This window comes from Veillonella seminalis (genome assembly GCF_003992065.1).
GTDB classification, from domain to species: Bacteria; Bacillota; Negativicutes; order Veillonellales; family Veillonellaceae; genus Veillonella_A; species Veillonella_A seminalis.
Genome location: NZ_RQUZ01000003.1, coordinates 87,683 through 112,489 on the forward strand (window position 1 = coordinate 87,683; position 24,807 = coordinate 112,489).

Annotated in this window: 23 protein-coding genes; all 23 read right to left on the bottom strand. The window is 44.5% G+C overall.

The features are described 5' to 3' along the window. The 23 genes from hemZ to radC all read right to left on the bottom strand — a co-directional run bounded on the left by hemZ (position 1) and on the right by radC (position 24,749). Entirely contained in the window at positions 1 to 1,437 is a 1,437-nt protein-coding gene (gene hemZ / locus EO126_RS02895) for a coproporphyrinogen dehydrogenase HemZ (RefSeq protein ID WP_127007478.1), read from the bottom strand. Continuing rightward, positions 1,430 to 1,906: a Fur family transcriptional regulator gene (locus EO126_RS02900; protein ID WP_006555116.1), complete on the bottom strand. Its 477-nt coding sequence runs from the start codon at positions 1,904 to 1,906 to the stop codon at positions 1,430 to 1,432. Before EO126_RS02900 ends, hemZ begins: the two co-directional genes overlap by 8 nt. Continuing rightward, positions 1,903 to 2,967 (bottom strand): AI-2E family transporter, encoded by a 1,065-nt coding sequence (locus tag EO126_RS02905; RefSeq protein ID WP_006555117.1) that lies wholly within the window; start codon positions 2,965 to 2,967, stop codon positions 1,903 to 1,905. The genes EO126_RS02900 and EO126_RS02905 overlap by 4 nt, the downstream gene beginning before the upstream one ends. A gap of 13 nt (positions 2,968 to 2,980) precedes the next feature. After that, positions 2,981 to 3,601 carry an MBL fold metallo-hydrolase gene (locus EO126_RS02910; RefSeq protein ID WP_127007480.1) on the bottom strand — a complete coding sequence of 207 codons (621 nt, stop codon included), beginning with the start codon at positions 3,599 to 3,601 and terminating at the stop codon, positions 2,981 to 2,983. 123 nt (positions 3,602 to 3,724) lie between these two features. Further along, positions 3,725 to 4,174: a D-aminoacyl-tRNA deacylase gene (gene dtd, locus EO126_RS02915; RefSeq protein WP_006555119.1), complete on the bottom strand. Its 450-nt coding sequence runs from the start codon at positions 4,172 to 4,174 to the stop codon at positions 3,725 to 3,727. Then, positions 4,174 to 6,411: a RelA/SpoT family protein gene (locus EO126_RS02920; protein ID WP_127007548.1), complete on the bottom strand. Its 2,238-nt coding sequence runs from the start codon at positions 6,409 to 6,411 to the stop codon at positions 4,174 to 4,176. Before EO126_RS02920 ends, dtd begins: the two co-directional genes overlap by 1 nt. A gap of 10 nt (positions 6,412 to 6,421) precedes the next feature. Beyond that, positions 6,422 to 8,413 (bottom strand): single-stranded-DNA-specific exonuclease RecJ, encoded by a 1,992-nt coding sequence (gene recJ, locus EO126_RS02925; RefSeq protein ID WP_127007482.1) that lies wholly within the window; start codon positions 8,411 to 8,413, stop codon positions 6,422 to 6,424. Between the two features lie 445 nt (positions 8,414 to 8,858). Next, positions 8,859 to 10,277 (bottom strand): [FeFe] hydrogenase H-cluster radical SAM maturase HydG, encoded by a 1,419-nt coding sequence (gene hydG, locus EO126_RS02930; RefSeq protein ID WP_127007484.1) that lies wholly within the window; start codon positions 10,275 to 10,277, stop codon positions 8,859 to 8,861. A gap of 378 nt (positions 10,278 to 10,655) precedes the next feature. Then, positions 10,656 to 10,940 (bottom strand): 50S ribosomal protein L27, encoded by a 285-nt coding sequence (gene rpmA, locus EO126_RS02935; RefSeq protein ID WP_006555123.1) that lies wholly within the window; start codon positions 10,938 to 10,940, stop codon positions 10,656 to 10,658. A gap of 12 nt (positions 10,941 to 10,952) precedes the next feature. Further along, the gene (locus EO126_RS02940; RefSeq protein ID WP_006555124.1) at positions 10,953 to 11,267 is read right to left on the bottom strand and encodes a ribosomal-processing cysteine protease Prp; all 315 of its coding nucleotides are present in this window, start codon (positions 11,265 to 11,267) and stop codon (positions 10,953 to 10,955) included. A 3-nt stretch (positions 11,268 to 11,270) separates the two neighbouring features. Next, the gene (gene rplU / locus EO126_RS02945) at positions 11,271 to 11,582 is read right to left on the bottom strand and encodes a 50S ribosomal protein L21 (RefSeq protein ID WP_006555125.1); all 312 of its coding nucleotides are present in this window, start codon (positions 11,580 to 11,582) and stop codon (positions 11,271 to 11,273) included. Between the two features lie 297 nt (positions 11,583 to 11,879). After that, positions 11,880 to 12,326 (bottom strand): manganese efflux pump MntP, encoded by a 447-nt coding sequence (locus EO126_RS02950; protein WP_307986616.1) that lies wholly within the window; start codon positions 12,324 to 12,326, stop codon positions 11,880 to 11,882. Further along, the gene (locus EO126_RS11100; protein WP_307986617.1) at positions 12,266 to 12,448 is read right to left on the bottom strand and encodes a hypothetical protein; all 183 of its coding nucleotides are present in this window, start codon (positions 12,446 to 12,448) and stop codon (positions 12,266 to 12,268) included. Before EO126_RS11100 ends, EO126_RS02950 begins: the two co-directional genes overlap by 61 nt. 101 nt (positions 12,449 to 12,549) lie before the next feature. Further along, entirely contained in the window at positions 12,550 to 13,980 is a 1,431-nt protein-coding gene (locus EO126_RS02955) for an Rne/Rng family ribonuclease (protein WP_127007486.1), read from the bottom strand. Positions 13,981 to 14,078: 98 nt separating this feature from the next. Next, on the bottom strand, positions 14,079 to 14,771 hold the full coding sequence (locus EO126_RS02960; RefSeq protein ID WP_127007488.1) for a TIGR03936 family radical SAM-associated protein: 693 nt from the start codon (positions 14,769 to 14,771) through the stop codon (positions 14,079 to 14,081). Then, a complete protein-coding gene (locus EO126_RS02965) occupies positions 14,743 to 16,626 on the bottom strand; it encodes a TIGR03960 family B12-binding radical SAM protein (protein ID WP_006555129.1) in 1,884 nt (627 codons plus the stop codon). Before EO126_RS02965 ends, EO126_RS02960 begins: the two co-directional genes overlap by 29 nt. A 155-nt stretch (positions 16,627 to 16,781) precedes the next feature. Next, positions 16,782 to 17,885 carry a rod shape-determining protein RodA gene (gene rodA / locus EO126_RS02970; protein ID WP_006555130.1) on the bottom strand — a complete coding sequence of 368 codons (1,104 nt, stop codon included), beginning with the start codon at positions 17,883 to 17,885 and terminating at the stop codon, positions 16,782 to 16,784. 22 nt (positions 17,886 to 17,907) lie between these two features. Then, on the bottom strand, positions 17,908 to 19,311 hold the full coding sequence (locus EO126_RS02975; RefSeq protein WP_127007490.1) for an AAA family ATPase: 1,404 nt from the start codon (positions 19,309 to 19,311) through the stop codon (positions 17,908 to 17,910). Positions 19,312 to 19,441: 130 nt separating this feature from the next. Then, positions 19,442 to 21,418, bottom strand: a complete 1,977-nt coding sequence (mrdA, locus tag EO126_RS02980; protein ID WP_127007492.1) for a penicillin-binding protein 2 — start codon at positions 21,416 to 21,418, stop codon at positions 19,442 to 19,444. A 20-nt stretch (positions 21,419 to 21,438) separates the two neighbouring features. Beyond that, positions 21,439 to 21,930: a rod shape-determining protein MreD gene (gene mreD / locus EO126_RS02985; protein ID WP_006555133.1), complete on the bottom strand. Its 492-nt coding sequence runs from the start codon at positions 21,928 to 21,930 to the stop codon at positions 21,439 to 21,441. After that, positions 21,927 to 22,844 carry a rod shape-determining protein MreC gene (mreC, locus tag EO126_RS02990; RefSeq protein ID WP_127007494.1) on the bottom strand — a complete coding sequence of 306 codons (918 nt, stop codon included), beginning with the start codon at positions 22,842 to 22,844 and terminating at the stop codon, positions 21,927 to 21,929. Before mreC ends, mreD begins: the two co-directional genes overlap by 4 nt. Next, positions 22,844 to 23,881: a rod shape-determining protein gene (mreB, locus tag EO126_RS02995; protein ID WP_127007496.1), complete on the bottom strand. Its 1,038-nt coding sequence runs from the start codon at positions 23,879 to 23,881 to the stop codon at positions 22,844 to 22,846. The genes mreC and mreB overlap by 1 nt, the downstream gene beginning before the upstream one ends. 172 nt (positions 23,882 to 24,053) lie before the next feature. Beyond that, complete coding sequence (gene radC, locus EO126_RS03000; protein WP_374111564.1) at positions 24,054 to 24,749, bottom strand: RadC family protein; 696 nt, start codon at positions 24,747 to 24,749, stop codon at positions 24,054 to 24,056. Positions 24,750 to 24,807 lie beyond the last annotated feature (58 nt).

Here is a 24,807-nt window from a genome sequence, read left to right on the forward strand (position 1 = left end):
TTATCCCTCCCAAAATCGTTTGCTTAGTTGACTGCGTTTTTCAAGCAGTGTTGGTAACGTATCAATATATACGGATACATCTTTAGGCATATGCTGTTGTAATTGCCGATATTCAGGTCCTCGCATCCATTTGGAGGAGCTGCCCGGACCAACTGACAAAATACTCTGTCGTTCTTCCATAATCCGAATATTATATTCACATATATGGCCCGGCAAAGTATAGCCGATATTTTCGGTCTGACTCGTCATATATTGCTGGCGATACACATAATACGGCACATAACCGGCCGCTTCCAAACGGTCTTTACTGCGTGCCACCATAGCTTCCACAACAGCCGCCTCCGGCATAGCCTCACGACCTGTACCGTCATAAAGCGGACTGCCCCGCTTCAATGCCAATGTATGAATTGTAACATTTTCAGGCCGTGCCTGACAAACATAATCCAGATTTTCATCCATATGAGCCAATGTCTGATACGGCAAACCGGCAATAAAATCCATATTTACCGCAAAGTCCGTATGCTTTCGCACATAACCGTACAATTCTTTAATCGCTTCAGCCGTATGACCGCGCCCGACAGCTTTTAAAATATTGTCGTGCATACTTTGAGGATTAATGCTGATGCGATTTACGCCTAAGCGAGCCATAGTCTCCAATTTATGCGGTGTTACCGAATCGGGACGACCCGCTTCTACGGTAAATTCGCTGTTTGCACGATGCAATTCTGCCAAAGCTCCAAGAGCCGTTGCAAAATCATCATCATTTAAACTGGTCGGCGTACCGCCGCCCATATACACCGTAGATACGGTTAAGGCATATTCGTCAAGAATCGTCTTCAGCTGCGTTGCATCTTTTACAAAGGCCTTCAAGAAATCAGGAATACGCTTGTAATCCTGAATCAGACCATAGGGAAACGAGCAATACGTACAATGTGTCTGACAAAACGGAATACCGCCGTAAATGCTGATTTCCCGGTCCGCCGTTTCATGCGGTGCCACATAAGGGCGTTGCAAGGTTGCAATATCACGCAATAAATCAATTTTTGACTGACTCACTTCAAAGCGCTCACGCAAAGCCGTAACAGCCTGATCGGCACTATCGGAATTATCCCACAGTTTGTGAAACAATTTGGTAGGTCTCACGCCTACCAAGGTGCCCCACTCACCCAATGGCGAACGCCCCTGTGCCGTTCTGATCAATTTCAATAATTGACCACCGATTTGAAGGCGCCCTTCATTGGATAAGGGCCCTGTTAAATCGGTAACATGAGTTTCTTCATGCCAAACGGCCAAGGTATATGCTTTATCGTTTTCAGACGCATCCAAACGCCAAGTCGGGTCCTCCTTAGTCGTTGTCAGCCCGGCAGCTCCACAATAATGAGCTACCACACTGCCGAGCGGCAAGGGCCCCGTATAACGATAGGGCAAATTACTCACCTTTTTGAGCCGCGGCTTCTTCCGCTTTCATTTTTTCCTGGCAGTCGCCGCAGTAGCCGTAAACTTTCAACTGATGGTCAATTGTTTTAAAGTTAAGTTTTTTGGCAATAATGGATTCCAAAGTTTCAAGCATATCATCTTCGAATTCTTTGACACAACCGCATTTTACACAAATCAAATGATGATGGAAATGAGCGAATTCTTCATCATTGAGTTCATAACGATTACGGCCGTCGCCGAAGTCCAAACGTTTTAACAAATCAAGTTCGGTGAATAAATCGAGGGTACGGTAAATTGTAGCCAAACCGATATCAGGCGCTACCGCTTTTACCAATACATATACATCTTCAGCGCATAAATGCTTTTCTTCCGCATCAATAAACGCTTGTAAAATTGTCTGGCGCTGAGTCGTCAACTTATACTTTTTGTCTTTAATACGTTCTTTCAATTTTTCTAATGTCGTGTTCATACAGTTCCATCCTTCTTGTAAAACGAGTTAAAATACCAAAGTTTTGTAAGCACGATTTGTAACATCGCTGTGAGCGGCACTGCCGTCATCATACCGATGATGCCATAGAAATAACCGCCTACAAAAATTACGGTTAATATAACTAACGGATGCAGCTTGATGACATGCCCCAGAATTTTAGGCATTACAATCTGACCGTCAATTAACTGAATAATGGCATAGGTAATGATAATTTTCACTACCAAGCCGGGCCCCACCAAAGAGGCCAATATAACAGCCGGTATCGCCGCTACAATCGGGCCGATAATCGGAATCCATTCCGCTATGGCCGCGAAAAGCGCCAATACCAAAGGGTAAGGTAATTGAAAAAAATAAGCTACAATAAGCGTCACGCAGAACATATTGGTGGCAAGCAACAACTGACCGCGCAAATAACGCCCCATGGTGCGGTGCATCTGATTCACCACATCCATTAAATATCGATTATAGGGCGATTGAAAAATCGAAATAACTTTACTTTTGATTTGCCGTCCGTCCTTCAATAAATAGAAGGTCATAATCGGTACCAGTAAGCATTCCAGCATGGTCGTAGCCAGTGAAAAAATAGCAAATATACCGCGTTGAGCCAATTCCACGCCATAGGAACTGATTCGCGCCAAGGTTGTCATGACGATGGCATCTATCTGTGGCGGTAATTTTAACCATTCACCGGACGTAATATCCTGCCACAACAAGATTAATTGTGACATTAATACCGGTAAGTTATTCAGCAAACGGGTAAATTCAGCTATGAACGGTAAAATAATAAACTGAATTACCAATAATAAAATGAGAGCTACCAACAAAAATGCCGGTATGATGGCCAGCCATCGCGGAAACCAGGTAAAGCCCAACCGATGTCGCATATAATCTTGAATATTGTTTACTACGGGGAGTAAAATCAGCGTACAGATTAAGGACACGATAAGCGGCCAGAGCACAGGAATAATGGCCCACAGAAAAATTACGGCCAGCACAATCAACACGACGCGCAACCAATACTGTGTTGATTTTTTTAACATTTTCGGTCACCGCCTAACGAACAAACGGATTATAAATCTTTTCATGACCGATTGTCGTTTCAGGCCCGTGGCCCGGATATACGACCGTTTCATCCGGCAAAGCGAATAATTTGGTGCGCACGGCGTCAATCAAATCTTCATAGCTACTGCGTGGGAAGTCCGTACGGCCGATAGACTCTTGGAAAAGCGTATCGCCGGCCAGTACCAGACCTTCCCCGTAGAAACATACGCCGCCCGGTGTATGCCCCGGTGTTTCAATAACGGTAAATGTATGGTCGCCCAAGCTGATTACATCAGCTTCTTTGATGAGGCGAACGTCGCCGGTTACTTTCACCGGTTGACCATAAGTACTGCTCAAATTAAGCTCGCCGTTAGTCAAATATTCTTCATCGCCCTTATTGATGTAAATCGGCACTTTGAATTCATCAACTACGGCCTGTACGCCGCCGATATGATCGCCGTGACCGTGAGTAAGGATAACAGCTTCCGGTTGTAAGCCTTTTTCTTTTAAAAATTCAACAAGGCGGTTACCTTCACTCCCCGGGTCAACTACCAAACAATGCTGATTGCTTTCATCAATGACGATGTAGCAGTTCGTCGCAAATGCCCCTAAAGGCATCCGATATAATTTCATACGCATCACTCTCCATTAACTCTATGCGATAAATTACGAATATATTTTAAATATTATCTTAATCGGCCTTTAAGGCTCGACCAAGATTGCTTAATACCTATTTTAAAACCGATTTAAGCAGTGTCAGAACTGTTTCTGACTGTCCAGCAAAATGGTAACCGGTCCGTCATTGGTAAGGCTTACCATCATATGCGTTCTGAAACGTCCTGTTTCAACCTTGACGCCGGTTTCACGGCAGCGGTTGATGAAAACCTCATACAAGCGTTCCGCTTCATCAGGCGGAGCTGCCTGATCAAAACCGGGACGTCGACCTTTGCGCACATCACCGTACAGGGTAAATTGCGATACGACCAAGATTTCACCATTCACATCTGCGACGGACAGATTCATCTTTTCCTCGGCATCTTCAAAGATACGGAGATTTACAATTTTATCGGCCAAATACACCGCATCGACCTCCGTGTCGCTCTTACCGACGCCCAGCAAAACCATCAGCCCCTTAGGAATGACGCCCGTTGTTTCACCGGCCACGGTTACAGCCGCTTCACTGACTCTTTGAACTACCGCCCGCATCAACTACCTCCATTGGCACGCTGTACCGTGTACACATCACGGATACGTCGTACTTTAGTCATAACAAAATCAAGTTCCGACACGTCGCGAATTTCAATGACTAAGTTAATGTTCGCATTCTTCGTATCATCTACTTTAGCATTAATATTTACAATATTAATTTTCATTTCCGATAAGGTGGCCATAATTTCCATGAGCAAACCGCCACGGTCATAGGCCGTAATTTCAATGGCTACATGGAAGTTTTCCGACGTGCCCGCATCCCACGATACTTCAATCATGCGGTCTACATCTTCCGGTGTATGACCGATATTCGGACAATCCGCCCGGTGAACCGATACACCGCGACCACGCGTGATATAGCCGACCACTTCATCACCCGGTACCGGATTACAGCAACGGGCCATGCGGACCATCACGTCCGGTTCACCATTAACGAGAATCCCCGTACTGCTCTTGCGATGAACACGTTCCGGTGTTTTCAGTTTTTCCAAAAGAGCCATCGTGTCGCGACGATTATCTTCTTTGGCTAAATCACGTTTATATAAATCGACAAAACGAAGTAATACGGAATTTACCGGAATGCCGCCGTAACCCACAGCCGATAACAATTCGGTTTCACTGCCGGCGTTCAACGCTTTCGCAATCTGTTCCATACGACCGGGCTTGTTCAATTCTTTCCATTCGTAGTTGAGTCGTTTCGCTTCTTTTTCAAGAAGTTCACGACCTTTAACGATATTCTCTTCTTTATTTTCTTTTTTGAACCAATTGCGGATTTTACTGCGACTTTCCGTAGAACCGACGATATTCAACCAGTCAAGGCTCGGTTTACCCGTTTTAGACGTAATAATATCCACAATATCGCCGTTTTGCAAAGTGTAATCAAGCGATACAATCTTGCCGTTTACTTTGGCCCCCACACAGTGATGACCTACGTCGGTATGAATGCGATAGGCAAAATCCAACGGAACGGCCCCCTTAGGGAGTTTCAGCACATCGCCGCGCGGCGTAAATACAAACACTTCCCCGGAGAATACGTCCAATTTCAACGCATTAACCAATTCTTTCGGATTGCTGGCATCCTGCCATTCAAGAACTTGGCGAAGCCAACCCACCTTCTGGTCAAAATCTTTGTCGCCACCTTTATTGCCTTCTTTATAACGCCAATGAGCAGCTACCCCGTATTCCGAAACGCGGTGCATTTCCCAAGTACGAATCTGAATTTCTACGGAGTGTCCCATGGTCCCGATAATCGTAGTATGCAAGGATTGATACATGTTCGACTTCGGCATGGCGATGTAATCTTTAAAACGATATGGCAACGGTTTCCACAAATTATGGACAATACCGAGGACTGCATAACAATCCGGAATGGTGTCAACAATTACACGAACCGCGTATAAGTCGTAAATCTGCGACAAATCGCGATTGTCTTTTTTCATCTTTTTATAAATACTGTAAAAATGTTTTGGACGACCTTTTACATCCGCCTTAATATGAGCGTCTTCCAATGCTTTTTTGAGCTGTTCCATGGTATCGTTAACGATTTCCTCACGGACATGACGTTTTTCCTGCATTTGCTCTACTAAGTCATAATATTTATCCGGTTCCAAATAACGGAAGGATAAGTCTTCCAATTCCCATTTAATGTTAAAAATCCCCAACCGATGAGCCAACGGTGCGAAGATTTCCAAGGTTTCCTGAGCAATACGCTTTTGCTTATCACTGCGCATATGCTTCAAGGTCCGCATATTATGCAGACGGTCCCCCAGTTTAATAACTACCACGCGTACATCCTTAGCCATAGCCAGAATCATCTTACGATAGTTTTCCAACTGCTGATCTTCTTTAGTATGATACTGAAATTGATTTAATTTCGTAACACCGTCAACTAAAAACGCCACTTCTTTCCCAAATAACTCTTCAATCTGCGGCAACGTATATTCCGTATCCTCCACAACATCATGGAGCAGTGCGGCGATAACGGTCGTCGCATCGATTTGTAAATTGGCCAATATGGTGGCAACGTCTAAAGGATGTAAGATGTATGGTTCGCCGGATGCTCTTTTTTGCGGTGCATGAGCTTTGTCAGCCACTTCAAATGCACGCATAATCTCTTTACAATCCGCTTCATCCAAGTAGGAGCGAACAATCTCCATGAGATGTGCCAGTTCCACTTCTTTATTAAAAGCCGGTTGATCGACGATTACCTTGCCTTCTTCATTTTCAGCCATAATTTCCACCTCCTCAGGCACTGTATTTTAAAAATGTCAGTGATGTAATTAACTCCAATTTTTCTTTCACATGGCACCAACGATATAAGGCCATGCCGTCATCGGTCACTTCTTCCTGCAAGATGCCGAGTTCTTTAAAAACATCCAATGACAATATGGCTTCTTTATTGGTCTGATTGTCCGGATGACGGTGCAAAACTTCTGATTCCACAATATAGCGCGGTGCCGTGGCACTTCGGAAAATACTGCGTACAATAACATACATTTCACGCAAACCTTCCGCCGTCAACTTAATCGGCTGCTCATCCAAATGAGCCAAATCCTGCACCATTAATTGTGGTGAAACACGACCTTGCCATTCGTTTTTCTGTAATGAAAAAGCCACTTTAACCCGTTCATCGGGGAATACATCCCGGTGATAATCGGCGCCGTGCCAAATAATGGCATCCAACGGGCCAATCTGAGATTGCAGGATAATCTTGCAGTGATTTTTCTGCTGCCCCAACAGGAACACATCCTGTACGGCAATCGGATTGATGGCAAATACCGGTGTGCTGTTCCCCATGCCGTACGGTTCCAAAGTTTCAATCTGATCCACCAATTCCACTGTCACTTCGCCCGGTTCCAGCTTGGAATCGATATCGATAATCGGTACATAATCTTCATTTGTCAAATGTTCTTCGCAGTAAGCCGTTAAACGTTCACGCAAAGCCGGAATTTTTTCCGATTCAATGCTGAAACCCGCAGCCTGTTTATGACCGCCGAATTGCAAGAGCAAATCTTCCGCCGATTTCAACGCATCATAAATATTGCAATTATCTATACTGCGGCAAGACCCCTTGCCTACGCCGTCATGGATGCTGATAACCAGTGACGGTCGATAATATTCTTCTACCAAACGCGAGGCTACAATTCCGATAACACCGGGATGCCAGCCTTCACCAGCCACCACGATAACCTTATGGGCCGACTCACCTTGATTAATCACATCTTGACGAGCCTCTTCGTGAATACCGCGTTCGATTGTCTGTCGTTCCAGATTTGTTTCCTGCAACTCTTCCGCAATCACATTGGCGGTTGAAATATCGGTCGCCGTCAATAACTCTACGGCCCGCGTCGCATGAGTAACACGACCGGCTGCATTGAGTCGCGGTGCCAAGGTAAAACCGATATGTCCGGTCGTCAATTTACGGCCTTCAAGCCCCGCTACGGCAACCAGTGCTTCAATCCCTATATTCGGTGATTCCATCATCTTCTTAAGTCCTTCACGGACAATAATACGATTCTCATCGACTAACGGAACCACATCGGCCACGGTACCAAGAGCCACGATATCCAAATCTTCCAAATAATCATTACCGGTGCGCTCACGCCATACGGCCTGACACACTTTGAAGGCTACGCCCACGCCGGACAAATTCTTATCGGGATACGGGCAATCCGGTTGTTTATGGTTAATAACGGCCGCAGCACGCGGAATTTCCGGCGGTGCCGTATGATGGTCGGTAATAATCATGGTCAAACGGTCGCGTACAGATTCCACAATATCATACGAGCTGATACCGCAGTCTACCGTAATGACAAGTTCCGTCCCCTGTTCAATAATGTGTTCCAAAGCCTCTTCGTTAAGGCCATAGCCTTCACTTTGACGCTCCGGAATATAATAGCTTACATTGGCATTGCATCGTTTTAAAAAGCGATACATCAAAGAGGTAGCCGTAATGCCGTCCACATCATAATCGCCGTAAATAACAATCCGTTTTTGTTTTTCAATGGCCTCCTGAATCAGCGGTACCGCTTCTTTCATGCCTTTCAACAAATAGGGATCCAATAAATCTCCCAGATTGCCGTATAAAAAGTCACGACCGGCTGTTACCGTCGTAATACCGCGATTCACCAATAATTTTGCCACTACCGGATATACACCGAGTTCTCTGACCAGTTCCTGTTCAATTGTTTCATCACCGGGCTCTATGCGCCATCGTTTCGCTTTAGTCTGTCTCATATCTCGTCTCACTTATCATCTGCTTATTATCAATTTATCTGTTTAGCGCATGTATAAAATCACTTAATCGAATATCAATCTCAATTTGTGATTTCCTACTATTAAATACTGTATTATCATTCTCAATTTATTTTATTATACACCATTAACCTGTTAAATTAAACCTCTTTTTCAATTTTCTTGATTATATCCCATAAAAAAAGAAAGAGCGATTATCATTATATAATCACTCTTTCTTTATCATTTTCACTTAATAGCTTATGTTAAATAAACTTTTAAATGACAAATTTCTTATTCAAATATTTTTATTATTGATGACCGTTTTATACAGATTCAAAGATTACAACCGAGATTTGAACGCCCTGATTTTAATCTTCTTTGAAATTGATTCTTATAAAACATCCTAAACAACTGATTCTCGGGAACAAAATCCTCTGAATAATGCCTAGAAACGGAAGTCGCGTTCACCATGTTCCATCTGTTTGATGTACTTGGCGGATGCTTCTTTAACCTTTTCATTACGAATAAGGTCCAACTGTTTTTCAATAACAGCTTCGCCCGTAGCTTTTGTTTCATCCGTTGCATAGTCAATCAGGTATTCGTTAAGCGTCATCAACGCATTAGGCTGGCAGCAGTTGTGAATCTGACCACTCTTAGCCAAGGCCATGAAACGGTCACCCGTACGGCCGGCACAATAGCATGCAGTACAGAAGCTCGGTACATAACCGAGTTCCAACAACCAGTCAACGATTTCATCAAGACTGCGGCGATCGCTGGTATCGAACTGAGCCGAGTTATCTTCCGGCAATTCTTCTTCTTTGTAACCGCCAACGCTGGTACGGGAGCCGCCGCTGATCTGAGAAATACCGAGTGCCAAACCGCGTTCACGCATGCGCTGACTTTCACGAGTAGACATAATCATACCGGTATAAGGTGTGGATACACGGATAAGGGCTACGATTTTTTCAAATGTATCGTCCGGCACAGCATTGCTGAAATCATCAACATCGATGTCATCAGCCGGGCAAATACGCGGCACACTGATTGTATGCGGACCTACACCGAATACGGCTTCCAAGTGTTCCGCATGCATCAACAAACCTACGAAGTCATAACGATAATGTTCAAGACCGTATAAAACGCCGATACCTACGTCATCGATACCGCCCTTCATAGCGCGGTCCATAGCTTCCGTATGGTATGCATAGTTGCTCTTTGGACCATGCGGATGCAAGTTTTCGTAGTTTTCTTTGTTGTAAGTTTCCTGGAACAAAGTATAGGTACCGATACCCGCTTCGTGGAGCTTCTTGTAGTCTTCCACTTCACAAGCAGCAATATTTACATTAACACGACGAATTTCACCGTTTTTATTCTTAATGCTGTAAATTGTTTTAATACATTCCAAAATGTATTCCAACGGATTGTTTACAGGATCTTCCCCGGATTCGATAACGATACGTTTATGACCCATAGCTTCCAAAGCCAATACTTCTTCACGAACCTGTTCCTGGGTCAATTTCTTACGGGTAATGTGACGGTTTTTAGCATGATACGGGCAATATACACAACCGTTAACACAATAGTTGGACAAATATAAAGGGGCAAATAATACAATGCGGTCCCCGTAAATCTTTTGTTTGATTTCTTTGGCCAAGGCAAATAATTTATCTTTATATTCAGGCAACGGGCATTCCAATAAAACAGCCGCTTCACGGTGATTTAAGCCATTCATGGTAGCCGCTTTTGCCAAAATTTGGTCCAAAAGCTCACGATTTTCTTTATTAGCTTCCGCATAGGCCAACGTATCAAGAATCTCTTCGTGGTTAATAAACTCTTCTGCTTTAGAAGATTTTACATCGTACATACTGGTCTCCTTTACTCATACCATAGAGAAGTCCTGTGCCCTCGTCCTTTCCCAAGTACGAGCTCAATGACAGCCCACACTCCGACTGCCTATTCAGGTCAAGCATACTTACTATGCACTTCACTTCTGCTATATTGAATCTCTTGAATATGTCTTATATTATACACCTTTTCTCCACTTTTGAAAATAAAAACACCGCCTAATAAGCCTGTTTTTATCATTATTTGATTGATGTCGGACGCTCATCGAATTTTCTCATTACCATGTCTATTTACCACGTATAAAGTGCTTTTTTAGAGATTACCTACCTATCATATAAAAAGAACACACAAAAAAACCCCCGATATAAATCAGGGGTTCTTGTATATTCGTTTAAGCTTACGCTTCTACCGGGTATACGCTAACTTTACGGTTATAGCGACCGGCACGTTCGAAAGCAACTTTACCAGGAACTAATGCGAATAAAGTATCGTCTTTACCAATACCTACATTAGTGCCAGGATGGAAATGAGTACCACGTTGACGAACGATGATGTTACCGCTTTTTACTACGGAACCATCATGACATTTAACGCCAAGACGTTTGGATTCGCTATCGCGACCATTACGTGTACTGGATACACCTTTCTTATGTGCAAATAATTGCAAATCAAAAGTAAACATTCCGTTCACCTCCTATGTTTCACTAAGTGATACAAAATCATCATATTGGCGAGCAATTTCTTGGAAGCCAAGAACCATGGTTGCCAATATAGCCTGTCCCTTTTCTGTGATGGCCCCTTGTAATTCAATGGTGCATTCACCGGAACTGTTCTCGTAAATACCTTGTTGCTCAGCGACTGACTGTAACCCCAAAATTGCGGTACAAGACAGTACAGAAACGGCGGCACATACAATATCATAGCCATGCTCGTCATAGCCGGCATGTCCGTTAATGGAGCAAGCAACAATTTGTTGTGCCTCATTACGACGAATATGAATCTTAATCATGACTTACGCCTGAATGGATTCAATGCGAACTTTTGTGAACGGCTGACGATGACCTTGGCGACGACGATAGTTGGATTTTGCTTTATATTTGAAAACTAAAATCTTCTTCGCTTTACCATGTTCAAGTACTTTACCTGTTACTTTTGCACCGTCCACAAGTGGAGCGCCTACTTTAACGTCACCGTCGTTAACTACAGTTAAAACTTCGTCAAACGTTACGGATTCTTCAGCAGCTGCTTCCAATTTTTCGATAGTAATTACATCGCCTTCGGCAACGCGGTATTGTTTACCACCGGTTTTAATAATTGCGTACATTGTGACACCTCCTTGTTTTCGAACTCGCTGAATACGGTATTCTCTCATGCCGGAATCGGGATGAGTGAAATTTACACACCTCTCCACGCGGCTGCAATAGCTGGGCGTACCCAAACTATGACTAATTTATTTTACATGATTACGCAACAAAAGTCAATGACTTAAACGAATTGTTTGTCATTGACTTCTTACATGTAAAACCAAATGCATCGCATTATAACTAATGTATTGCGCTGTAGCAATATGTAGCATTGAGTGCGAAAACTTTAAATTTAATTAGAATACATTAACTTATAATCAAATAATCTGCATATGCTGCAATAAAACTTTCAAACCGATTACGATGAGCACAATGCCGCCTAAGACCTCTTCGCGACCGCCCAAGAATCGTTTTAATTGCTGCCCTAAAAATACACCAACCAAAGAGATAATAAAAGCAACCACACCGATTAAACTGCTGGCCACCCAAACATTGACATCCATAAAGGCAAATGTTAAACCGATAGCTAAGGCATCGAGACTGGTAGCAAAAGCCAACATGATGATTTCACGCCAACTTACAAGTTCACAAAAATCTTCATTTTCTTCTTCCGCCGCCTTTTTACTGTTGCGTATCATATTAATCCCCAAATACGCCAGCAGTCCGAAAATAATCCAATGATCATAGCTGTTAATCATGTCTGTCAACTGTGCCCCAACAAACCAACCGATAAGTGGCATAGCCATCTGGAATACACCAAACATGAACGGCATTCCAATTTTTTTACACTATCCTGACCCGTGAAACAATGGCCTTTAGCTACGGAAACTGCAAAGGCATCCATAGCAAGACTCACAGCAATTAACACGAGCTCCCACATCGACATACAGCATGCACCTCACTTAAAAGGTAAAACAAATAACCTGACTATTATATCTAAAAAAATAAGACTTAGCAAGCTAAGTCTTACAAATTTTACATATTATTTTAGTCGTCACCAAGCGCAAGCAAGGAATAGGCTTCGCGACTCATGGACGGTTGCATTTCAACCTTAATAGTTCGTTTACATTCCTCTTCTAAAGCCGATACTACGGATTTAGTGAAGTACTGTTTTACTTCATCATTGACCTCAATGAGCACATTGGATTTTAAACGACCGGCCCGATACAATTCTCGAAGACGACGGATAATCTGTAAATATACCGTTTCCGCCGAAAATAATTGACCTGTACCGCCACATTGGGAACAGGTGTCAAACAGAATACTCTGCAAACCTTGCCGTTCTCGTTTGCGCGTAATTTCTACGAGGCCTAATGAGGTAATACCGCAAACAACGGTTTTCACGCGATCTTCGTGCACCAGTTGAGTTAAATAAGCAAGCAATTCATCACGCTGTGCTTTTTTCGGTAAATCAATAAAATCGCAAACAATGATGCCGCCAATATCGCGCAAGCGTAGTTGCCGTGCAATCATGCGCGCCGCCTCACGGTTCACTTCAAGGGCCACTTCCCCGGCTGTACCGGAACGCCCCGTAAAGTGACCGGAATTGACATCAATAACGGTAAGTGCTTCTGTCGTATCGATTTTCAAAAAACCGCCCGACGGTAATTCAACCGTTGAGTTTAAAAGTGTATCAAGCTGTGATTCCACCTGCCACTCTTTAAAGATAGGTTCTGCCGCCGTATGTTGGCGCAGAGTAACCGCATCAGCCATATTGGTGATACTCAAGAGTTCCTGTAACCGTTCATAGGCACCCTGATCATCCACGATAATTTCGTTCACATCATGCCCCAAATATTCACGAATCACACGGAACCAAAAATCCGCATCACTATAAAGTTCTGTTCCGCCCTTAGCAACCTTATAACGATTTTGCAATTGGTGCCAAGTGCGCCACAAAAACTCCATATCGCCTTGCAATTCTTCAGCCGTCGCTTCCGCAGCCGCCGTACGCAAGATAAAGCCGCAACCGTTGGCTAAGTACGGTGCTGCCATATCAGCCAACTGTGCTCGCAAAATATCATCGGTAATACGTTTCGAAATATGAAGACCTTCCGAATACGGCAGGAGCACCATAAAACGGCCGGCCAAACTGACATCGGCACTGACGCGTGCCCCCTTACCGAGCATTTCTTCTTTAACAACCTGAACGAGTACATTTTGACCCACAAAGAGTTTGCCCATAGCCTTCGTCTGCTTACCTTGTTTTAAATTAAGATACGCATTTTGTTTTAGGCCGATATCCACGAAAGCCGCCGACATGCCGGGTAATACATTGCGCACTACGCCCTTATAAATATGGTTAATGGTTTCGTCACGAGTAGGCCGATAAAAGGCTGTATCTACCAGCTCGTTTTGCTCGTCCAAAACAACCATGCGAATTTCTTCCGCCATCACATTGGCTACGATTCGTTTCATGGCAAACTCCCTTCTCCTAAGACGCGTTGATTCTTACTGCTATTATATAAAATTTTTCAATTTTAAGCGAATTTATTTATATAACAACGAGTCTAGGATTATACAGTCACATCTAACGGTGACAACAACTGGCCTTCCCGCTCAACCATGATTTCATGGCGATGAATAGAATAACCGTCGGTTACGGGCCAGCCGAATTTTTCACTGCCCAGCTGCCACACATCGCCCGGTTTCATAGTTCCTTCCGGATAAATGCCGATTCCCATAGTCAAGGTCACGCGATTACCGTCAAGACATGCCGTAATCGGTTCTTTCACAAAATGCTTCACGTCAATAGTACGTGTCTTCTTCGGTGTTACCTTTTCATACTCAATTTCCGGTGCTTCATTAAAGGATTTCAAAAGTTCATCCCAATTTACATCACCGATTACCGGGCCCGACACTTCATACACGGCATAGTTACAAATAGCCATGAGTTTTTTCACCTTATCCGGCATCTCACGACCGGCCATAACGGTGAGTCCCGGCGGTGCCACGCGGTTCAAACGCTCCATGATGGATTCTACGGTAGCGTCTTCCACAATATCCATATCAAGATATTCCACTTCCGCTGTAATGCCTAAAGCCAAAGCGGAGGAAAAACTGATTTTCATATGAGGATTAAAGCCTTCGGAAAAGGCCATTTTAATCTCGGCACGTCGAATCATACGTTCCACGGCCTGTGCATAATCCAAATGCGATAAAAACCGCATTTCTTCGCCCTTACTTAAGGCCAAACGTAACTTTTTCAACGCGTCCACCCTCCTGATAATCTACAATCGCTGTATTAAGTTCCGGACACACATTACAGCCGTTGCATGGTAAACGGCGGCAATCGCGCGTCAAGGTTGCATCCACGGCACGGTCCCATTCTTGTTTCAAATAAGCTTTGGAAACAGTGTCATCCAAATGATCCCATGGCAACGGTTCGTCAAAATCACGGTCGCGGCGCGCATAGTAATCCGGATCGATGCCCGTATTTTTGAAGGCCTGCATCCATTTGTCAATAGAGAAGAATTCAGTCCAACCGTCAAATTTACAGCCCAATTTCCAAGCTTCTATTAAAGTCTTGCTCAAACGGCGGTCACCGCGAGCAAACACGGCTTCCATATAACCGGTCGCTCCGTCATGATAATGATAGGAAATGTTGCGGTTATTGATGAGTGTTTTTAAATACTGCTGTTTGCGGTGAATTTCTTCTACCGATTGTTGCCCGTACCACTGATATGGTGAATGGCTCTTCGGCACAAAGAAGGACACGCTAACAGTTACTTTACCATTGCGTTTGCCTGTAATTTCACGATGTAAATCAAGCACTTTATACGCCAAATCGGCAATACCCGCTACGTCTTCGTCCGTTTCGGTAGGAAGGCCCATCATGAAATACAATTTAACCGTATTCCAGCCCGATTTAAACGCATTCGTACAAGCGGCTATTAAGTCTTCTTCGCTTACGCCCTTATTGATTACATCACGCATGCGTTGCGAGCCGGCTTCCGGTGCAAAGGTCAAACCGCTCTTACGCACCTGTTGTACTTTTTTGGCAATATCAATAGAGAACGCATCGATACGTAAAGACGGCAAGCTCACACTCACCTGTTTATCTTTAAATTCTTCCATGAGCATGTCAACAAGTTCCGGCAACCGTGAATAGTCGGCCGAGCTCAAGGACATTAAGGAAATCTCGTTATACCCGGTGTTGGCAATAATTTCTTTGGCCAATTGGACCAATTTTTCCGGTGAACGTTCACGAACCGGACGATACAGCATACCGGCCTGACAGAAACGACAGCCGCGCGTACAACCGCGGAATAATTCCAACACGGCCCGGTCATGTACTACATCGATATACGGTACAACCGGTTTGGTCGGATAGAAACAATTATCCATGTCTTCGATAATGCGTTTTTGGATTACCGGTGGAGCTTCTTCGGCGAGCACTTTCATGCCTTTGAAATCGCCTTTTTCGGTATATTGCGGTTCGTATAAAGACGGCACATAGTTGCCCGGAATTTGCGCCATTTTACGCAACAAACCTTCTTTGCCGCCCGGGAATCCGGCAGCTTTTTCCTGACGATAGAGTTCTACCATTTCAACAATGTGTTCTTCCGATTCACCGAGGTTTACGATATCCACGAAATCGGCAATCGGTTCCACATTATACGCACAAGGACCGCCGGCCGTAATCAACGGGAAGGACAAGTCGCGGTCTTTACTGTAGAACGGAATGCCACCCATATCCAACATGTTTAAAATGTTGGTATAGCTCATTTCGTACTGCAACGTGAAGGCCAAGAAATCAAAGTCTTTAACCGGTGTTTTCGTTTCCAAAGAATACAACGGAATATTGCGTTTACGCATTTCCTCTTCCATATCGTGCCACGGTGCACACACGCGCTCCGCCGCCACATATGGTAATTCATTAAGCAAAGAATATAAAATTTTAATACCCAAGTGACTCATAGCCACTTCATAAACGTCGGGAAAACCGAAACACATGGTAACATCCATATCTTTGTGATCTTTCACAACGCTATTCCATTCGCCGCCTGTGTATCGCGCGGGCTTTTGTACATGCTGCAACCAGCTCGCATCTAATTGAACCATAGGACCTCCGATTCAAAATCTATCATTACGGCAACTGACCGCAGTTGCCCTTTTACGCTTGTTAAAACATCATAAACGACATTTGCCGACTTCTAAAAATATCACATCGACCTTTGCCGACTTTTAACATCTTTTCAAAAAAGTCTAATTAATGCCTAGAACATCAATTTCTTGCGGTGCATTGCAATATTCAGCAATAAACCGACACTGATCATATTGGTGGTCAACGCACTGACACCGTAACTGATGAACGGCAACGGAATCCCCGTAACCGGCATAATCCCGGTGGTCATGCCCACGTTAACCAGTACTTGGAACACCAGCATGGAACCGATCCCCGTGGCCAATAACATACCGAACGTATCGTTGGCACTGCGGGCAATCATCACGCTGCGATAAATTAAAAGGAACAATAACAATAATACAATCACACAGCCCACAAAGCCCAATTCTTCACCGATAACGGAGAAAATAAAGTCTGTATGGTTTTCCGGTAAGAAGTTCAACTGACTCTGCGTACCTTCGAAAAGTCCTTTGCCCAGAATCATACCGGACCCTATGGCAATTTTTGACTGAATGATATGATACCCTGCTCCGAACGGATCGATGTTAGGGTTTAAAAATACTAAAATACGTTGTTTTTGGTACTCTTGCAAGGCAAACCACCCAAGCGGTGCCAGTACTACCGCTACGCCTACAATAATTTGCACTAAGCGCATGCGGATACCGCCCACGAAAAGCATGCCGCACATAATAGCCAAATATACTAAGGATGTACCAAGGTCAGGCTGTTTAAATACCAATAAGGTAGGTATCCCTACATATAAAACTATGGGAACCAACGAGCGGAATGTATTCAGCTTGTTCACTCGACTTTCCATCATTTGTGCCATACTGATGATCATGAGTAATTTCGTAAACTCAGACGGCTGAATGGTAATCGGACCGAGCTGAATCCAGCGCTGCGCCCCCAAAGCGGAGGTACCGACAAGCATAACCGCTACCAATAATAAAATCGTAATAAAATACAGCGGTCGTCCCCAGGAACGAAGACGACGATAATCAAACCACTGCATCAAGACGATGACCACTGCATTAATTACAAAAAACATAAGTTGTTTACTCACTAAATCGGTAATGTTGAGCCCATCCCGATTTACATGAGTGGCACTGCCAATAATGACAACACCTACGCTAATAAGCAAGACTGTACAAATAACAACAGTCCAGTCCCATTCGCGCCAGATTCTATGCCACATATATACCTCCTAGCGCATACGGCTACGACCATAGGCTTGAAATGCGTTTCTTAATTGTTTCAAACAAGCCCATTTTCTTCGGCTGTGCCGGTTCTTCTTCTTTTGCTTCAGCCACTGCTTCAACTGCATCTTGTTTTTTTTCGGCCGCTGTTTCAGCTGCGTCAGTCACATTTTCAACAATATCCTCCGCCTTGTCGGACACTGTGTCTGCGGCGGCTTCCGCTTTTTCAGCCGCTGATTCAGCCATTGTTGCCGCTGTATCGGCTACCTCTTCAGCGACAGCTTCCGCTTTATCGGTTGCTGTTTCAACAGTCTCTTTAACCGTAGCTGCCACTTTTTCAGTAGTATCTTTAGCCGCGTCAATGGCAGCCTCAACAGCCGATTTAGCCGATGATGCCACCGGCGCCGACGTTTCGGTGACAGCCGCTTCAACCGTAGACTTCGCTTCTACGGCACTGTCTTCGTCACTTACCTCATCAACTATGTCACTTACAGCCGGAACGGCACCGATTTTAGCTCCGTTATTAACAGATTGATTTTGAGTCGCCACATCACTGTGAGCCGACACAGAATCATGATTAACTTCAACAGTTTCGACCTCAACGCGTTCCCCTTCAACGATTCGATCTACCAAAGGTTCGACCGTCACAGCTTCATTTGCTGTTGCCTCAGCCGGATGCAATTGATACCAACGCTCCATCAATTCTTCTTCCGGCCAAACTTCAGAGGTTTCAATGTATTCGAGGAGCGGCACCATCATGGTGTCCACTTCATCATCACAGAATTCATGAAGTGTCCCGTCTTGAGCCCAACTCATAAGCTTAGTGCTATGAGGTAAAATCGTAGCCAATTGCTCAACTTGCAAAGTTGCCAACGCTTCTTCAATACCGACTGCCACTTCACTGCGCCCCACATTATTTAAAATCAAGGCATAGTTAAACTGGCGTTCTTCATGACAAAGTTGCATAACACGTTGTACGGCACGCAAAGATACCCACATAGGTTCTGCTACAAGCAACAATTGATCGGCCGCTTTAAAAACAGCTTCGTTGCCGCGCCCGATACCCGCCGGAGCGTCGATAATTACGAAATCATAGCTGTCCGCCAAGCTTTTAATCAGTTTGGCATACCCTTTTCGCCCTACATCTTCCCAACGACGAGTTTGAGTTGCCGGTAAAAAGTCAAAATTGTCCGTTAACGGAATGATGGCACTGTCCCTATTGCAGTTATCTTTCCAAATATCTACCGCATCAAAGAAGATATCGTTTTCTTTCCCAATGACTAAATCCAAATCACGCATACCGAAATCGGCATCTGTAATTAACACACGATGACCACGTCGATTTAAAGCGGCCCCAATATAAGCCGTCATTGTTGTTTTGCCAACGCCGCCCTTACCGGACATAATAGCTATAACCTTTCCCATAGCAACTCCTTTCCTTTCTCACTACCATAATACACTACACAATCTTACTAAACACACCTATAGCAGTAAAAAATACACAGAAACATATAATAAATGACACACATTTAATAAAACATAATAAGTAGCAAACCTATCGTTGTTGCGGTCCGGTTACGGTCGTATTCGTTGTATTACCGGACGTATCAGACGAACTGCCGGACGTATTATTACCCGATTGGGCACCTGATGTGCCGTTAGCAGAGCTGTTGGCATTGCCACCGGTCGTTGTATTTCCCGATGTATTGTTTTTAGCATCTGTACCGGCTCCGTTAATATGGAAATATTCAGCCAAAATATCCCTTACAATAGGACCGGCCGAACCGGCACCGAAACTGCCCTGTTCTACCAAAGCGACCACGACAATACGAGGTTTGTCATACGGTGCATACGCAACGAACCAGCCATGGTCACGACCTGTAGCGTTTTCAGCCGTACCGGTTTTACCCGCTACTTCAATCGGCCACCCTTTAAAGAGTGCGCCCGCCGTACCGCCTTCGGCAGTTACGTCACGCAAGGCATTACGAATTAAATCCATAACAGTTTTGGATACTTGTAAAACACCGATTTTTTTAGGGCTGAAAATTTCAGCCGGTGTACCGTCTTTATTGTCAATACGACTCACTACATACGGCTGATAACGAATACCGCCGTTAGCCACTTCCGACATCAAGACCGCCATCTGAATCGGCGTTACTAACGTAAAGGACTGACCGATTGCGGCATCAAAGGTTTCCCCCAAATACCAATCTTGATCAAATACTTTACGCTTATATTCCGGACTTGCCAAGTTACCGCTGGATTCACCGTATAACTTAATACCGGTTTTTTCACCCAAACCGAATAACTTTGCAAAACGATCGAGTTCTTCGATACCTACGCGGTTACCCATTTCATAGAAATATACGTTATCCGACTTAGCCAAGGCCGTATTGAAATCCAACCAGCCTAAAGCTTCGCCTTCCGCATTTCGTTTATCAATCAACCAGTGACGACCGCTATCGTAGATCATCTCATTCGGTGTTACTTCTTTAAGCTCTAATGCTGCCGCACCGGTGACAATCTTAAACGGTGATCCGGGCGGATATTCACCGGAAATAACTTTATTGTCGAACGGATGATTAGGATCCGTATTGAGCTGATTCCATTGAGCCGATGTAATACCGCGGGCAAACCAGTTCGGATTGAAACCCGGAGCACTTACCATGGCTAAAATGGCCCCCGTATTCGGATCCATGGCCACTACGGCTGCGCCTTGAGCCGGAATACCTTGTGAACGCAATGATGCCAATTGATCGGCTACAGCTTTTTCAGCCGCTTTTTGTAACTGCAAATCAATAGTCAAATGGATGTCACGGCCCGGAATCGTATCCTTTCGACCTACTTCCGCCACCGGTCGCCCCGTAGCATCTACTTCCACTTGTTTACCGCCGTCAATACCGCGCAATACATCATCATACATTTTTTCAAGGCCGGAACGACCTAAAATTGTGCCCGGACCTACCGGTGTTTCCGGATTTTCAGCTTTAAGCTCATTCAACTCATCTTCGCTGACTTCACCTACATAACCAAACAGCTGCGAGGCCATGGAATCATACGGATAATAACGAAGCGGTTCCACATCAATGGTTACGCCCGGTAATTCATGGCGATGTTCTTCTATCGTAGTTACACGGTCCATCGTAATATCCGTAGCCAAACGTATCGGTTCATAGCCGCCTTTGTGAGCGGCAATTTTACTCTGAATTACATCCGGCTTAATGTTGAGTATCGTAGCCAAACGATTTAATTCGGTCGGGTCGATATCCTGGCCGGTCGGTACTATAGAGACCGTATAAGCCGGTCTTGATCCCGCTACAATCTGGCCGTTGCGATCATACATAACACCGCGAGCCGCCGTTACCGACACCATGCGCAAACGGTTACCTTCCGCCTTGGTGTGATAATATTCGCCATCCATAATCTGCAGATAAAACAAGCGAATGATAAGAATAATGAATATACCGCTTACTATATACATTAAGGCATCAAAACGGCCTTTTTTATTCTTTTTGTATAATGCTTCAAGCACGCCGATGCCTCCTTACATAACTACCAAATATATTCGTCCTTCTCTTCCATATTCCACAAAAGTTCGTGAATCATAATGCCCAACAGTCCGTTTAACCACCAAACCGGCCATATATGATGCCATAAATACGAACCTATCATAATATCTTCGCGGCCCAGCCACAGCATGGCTATGCGGAAAATAATATCCGCCAAAGTTCCTACGGAAACCCAGGCGAAGGTAATATACCATTGTTCCTCATAGACGCTAAAAGACCAAATGCTGACAATATAGGCTACCGCAATATAAGGGAACAAATGAAGGCCAAAGGCATTGGAAATCAAAATATCATGAACCAAACCGCCCGTAATGGCGGCCATCAACCCGATGCGTCTACCTTTGAGTAAGGACAAAACAATGACCCAAACCAAAATCAAGTTAGGTATCCAGCCCTGACGAAACAAGACAGGCAATACATCGGCTTGAATCAAAAAGGTAAATATACCCATGAGTATGTATATTAAAGTTCTCATTGTTGCGATGCTCCTTTTACCCCTTCTACCTGGTCACGCTGAGTTTGCGGTACCAATTTAGGAGTCAGGCTTGGCTTATCCAATTCGCCTTCACGAGAGCGCAAAATAACAAATACTTCTTCTACATTGCGTAAATCCGCCGACAGTTGAACAACGGCGTTTTTAACAAAACCTTCCGAATCATTATCAATGCGAGTCACATGGCCTACCAACAATCCCTTAGGATATATGCCGCCGTAACCGGAGGTAATCAAGGTATCACCATTCAACACATCGCCGTCACGAGCTACATTAACCAATAAAGGCTCATCCGGATTGCTCCCGTTACCTTTAACAATAGAGGCTACACGAGATTCCGGACGCTGTATGATAACACCGATTGCCGTACGCGGATCAAGAATTGTCTGAACACGAGCCGAGTGGGTATATACATCACTGATGAAGCCCACTACCCCGCCGGGAATCACGACCGCCATATTAACTTCCAAGCCGTCGGCACTGCCGCGATCAATGGTAAATGTATTCGTCCAAGTTCCCACATCGCGCGTCACTACCGATGCAGCCATCATATCAAATTGAGGATGACTGTTTTGAAAAGACAGCAACTGACGTAAACGCATGTTTTCCGCTACTACTTCATCATAATTTGTCACCCGTTGCTGTAATTGTGCATTTTCTTCACGAATGGCATCCATTTCTTTTGTACCGTTAATAGCTGTATCAATTACGGCAATACCGGTATGAATATTCCCTAAAAATCGTGAGGCTCCATAAGTAAACGGCGTTGTAACCTGCTCAAGCGGTACCGTTACATAGGGAATAGCCGTTCGTTGTTTCCACGCATAGCCTAAGAGCGCCAAAAACACACAGCACAACCCTACTACGACAATTAATCGTCGTTCTGATGAAAACATTACGCCCTTCCTTTCCGATTTTTCGATGCAATAATAAAACGATCCATCCGTGCAAATTCTTTAGAGGCCTGGCCTAAACCGACAGCCACGGCAAAGCCGGGTTCCGGAGGCACTTGCACCGGAATTCCCAAATCTTCACTGATACGCTGTCCGAGACCTTCCATGAGTGCCGTAGCACCGGTTAAAGTCATGCCGCGCTCCATTATATCCGCAGCCAATTCAGGCGGCGTCTGTTCCACAACGGATTTAATTTCGTCCACGATCCGTTGTAAAGTATCCTGCATAACCTGATAAACTTCCGATTTACGAATAATAATCCGCTTCATCAGACCATTGGCAATATCACGCCCCATGAAAGACACTTCCAATTCTTCCTGCGGCGGCAACGCCGTACCAAGTTCCAATTTAATCCCCTCCACCGTTTCCACGGCTACCATAACGGAGTAGGTATTTTTAATATATCGTAAAATGGCTTCATTAAAATCATGACCGCCGATACGGGCTGAATGGACAATAACTTTACCGCCCAACGACATAACGCCGATATCGGTCGTACCGCCGCCGATATCTACCGCCATACTGCCACAAGCTTCAAATACAGGCAAATGGCATCCTAACGCGGCTGCCACCGGTGCTTCTACCAAATATGCCTCGCGAGCTCCGGCCTGAATGATAGCATCCGTCATGGCTCTTTTTTCCACATCCGTAATGCCGCATGGTACGGCCATAATAACACGTGTCCGACCTACCATACGTGACGCCTTACTCATAAAATGGCGCAACATGGTAAGCATAACGCGGTAATCTACTATAAATCCATCCCGTAAAGGGCGCATTTCATCCAACATGTCAGGGGTTCTGAGCAAAAGTCGTTCCGCATCGGAGCCGACCGCTACAATACCTTCCTGCTTGGTATCGGTGGCCACCAACGACGGTTCGGACAATACAACGCCACGACCTTGGACATGCACATGCGTATTTACGGTTCCAATATCTATGCCTAAATCTCGTCCCAAAGACGAAAAAATACGAATCATATGTTTAGTCTCCTTACTTTACTCATCCCTATATTATACTATCGGCAGTAAGGATAAATCAACCAAAACGGCGTTCACCCTTCAATTATCATGCTCTGTTCATGCTGTCGGATATACTTACGCCTGCCCTTTTATTATAGCATTTACCGCAAATTCGGTTAGACAATTTTTTCTATATATGACCTTTTTCGCAAAGGCTGGTATACCGTCCGTCCCCAATAATTACATGGTCCAAAACAGGTATCCCCATAAGTTTTCCCGCTTTTACAAATAATTTGGTGATTCCTATATCTTCAGAGCTCGGCTCAGGATCGCCGGACGGATGATTATGAATCAAAATAAGACTTGCCGCATTGGCTTGCATGGCTTGTCGAAATACAGTTCGCTGCTCCGCCAAACTGCCGGTCAAACCGCCGATAGAGATTGTTTCTACATCAATTAATTTGTTTTTACACGTTAAAAATGCCGCACAAAAGTGTTCTTCTTTTTCATAACGCAAGCGCTCCATAATGTAGGATGCCACCGCCTTCGGATTGCCGAAGTCTTCAAAATTTTCTTTTACGCGCAGTTGTCCCAAGCGACGCCCCAATTCAATGGCCGCACAGACCGTAACCGCCTTGTCACGACCAATTCCTTTGATTTTCTGCAAAGCACTGACCGTGGTCTCATTCAAACCGTAAGCGCCGTGACTCACTGTATCCAATACTTCTTTTGCCAGTTCCAGCACAGAAGAACCGCGCCGTCCTGTTCTCAGCAAAATAGCCAACAACTCTACCGTACTTACACCGGCTGCCCCCAAATTCAAAAATTTCTCCCGTGGCTGCTGCCAAGGTTGCCACTCTCTAACAACACCTGTATATGTCTTAATCATATATCCCCCTAAATTTTACTTGCTTAACCAATACACTAAGCCAACACCTAAAATA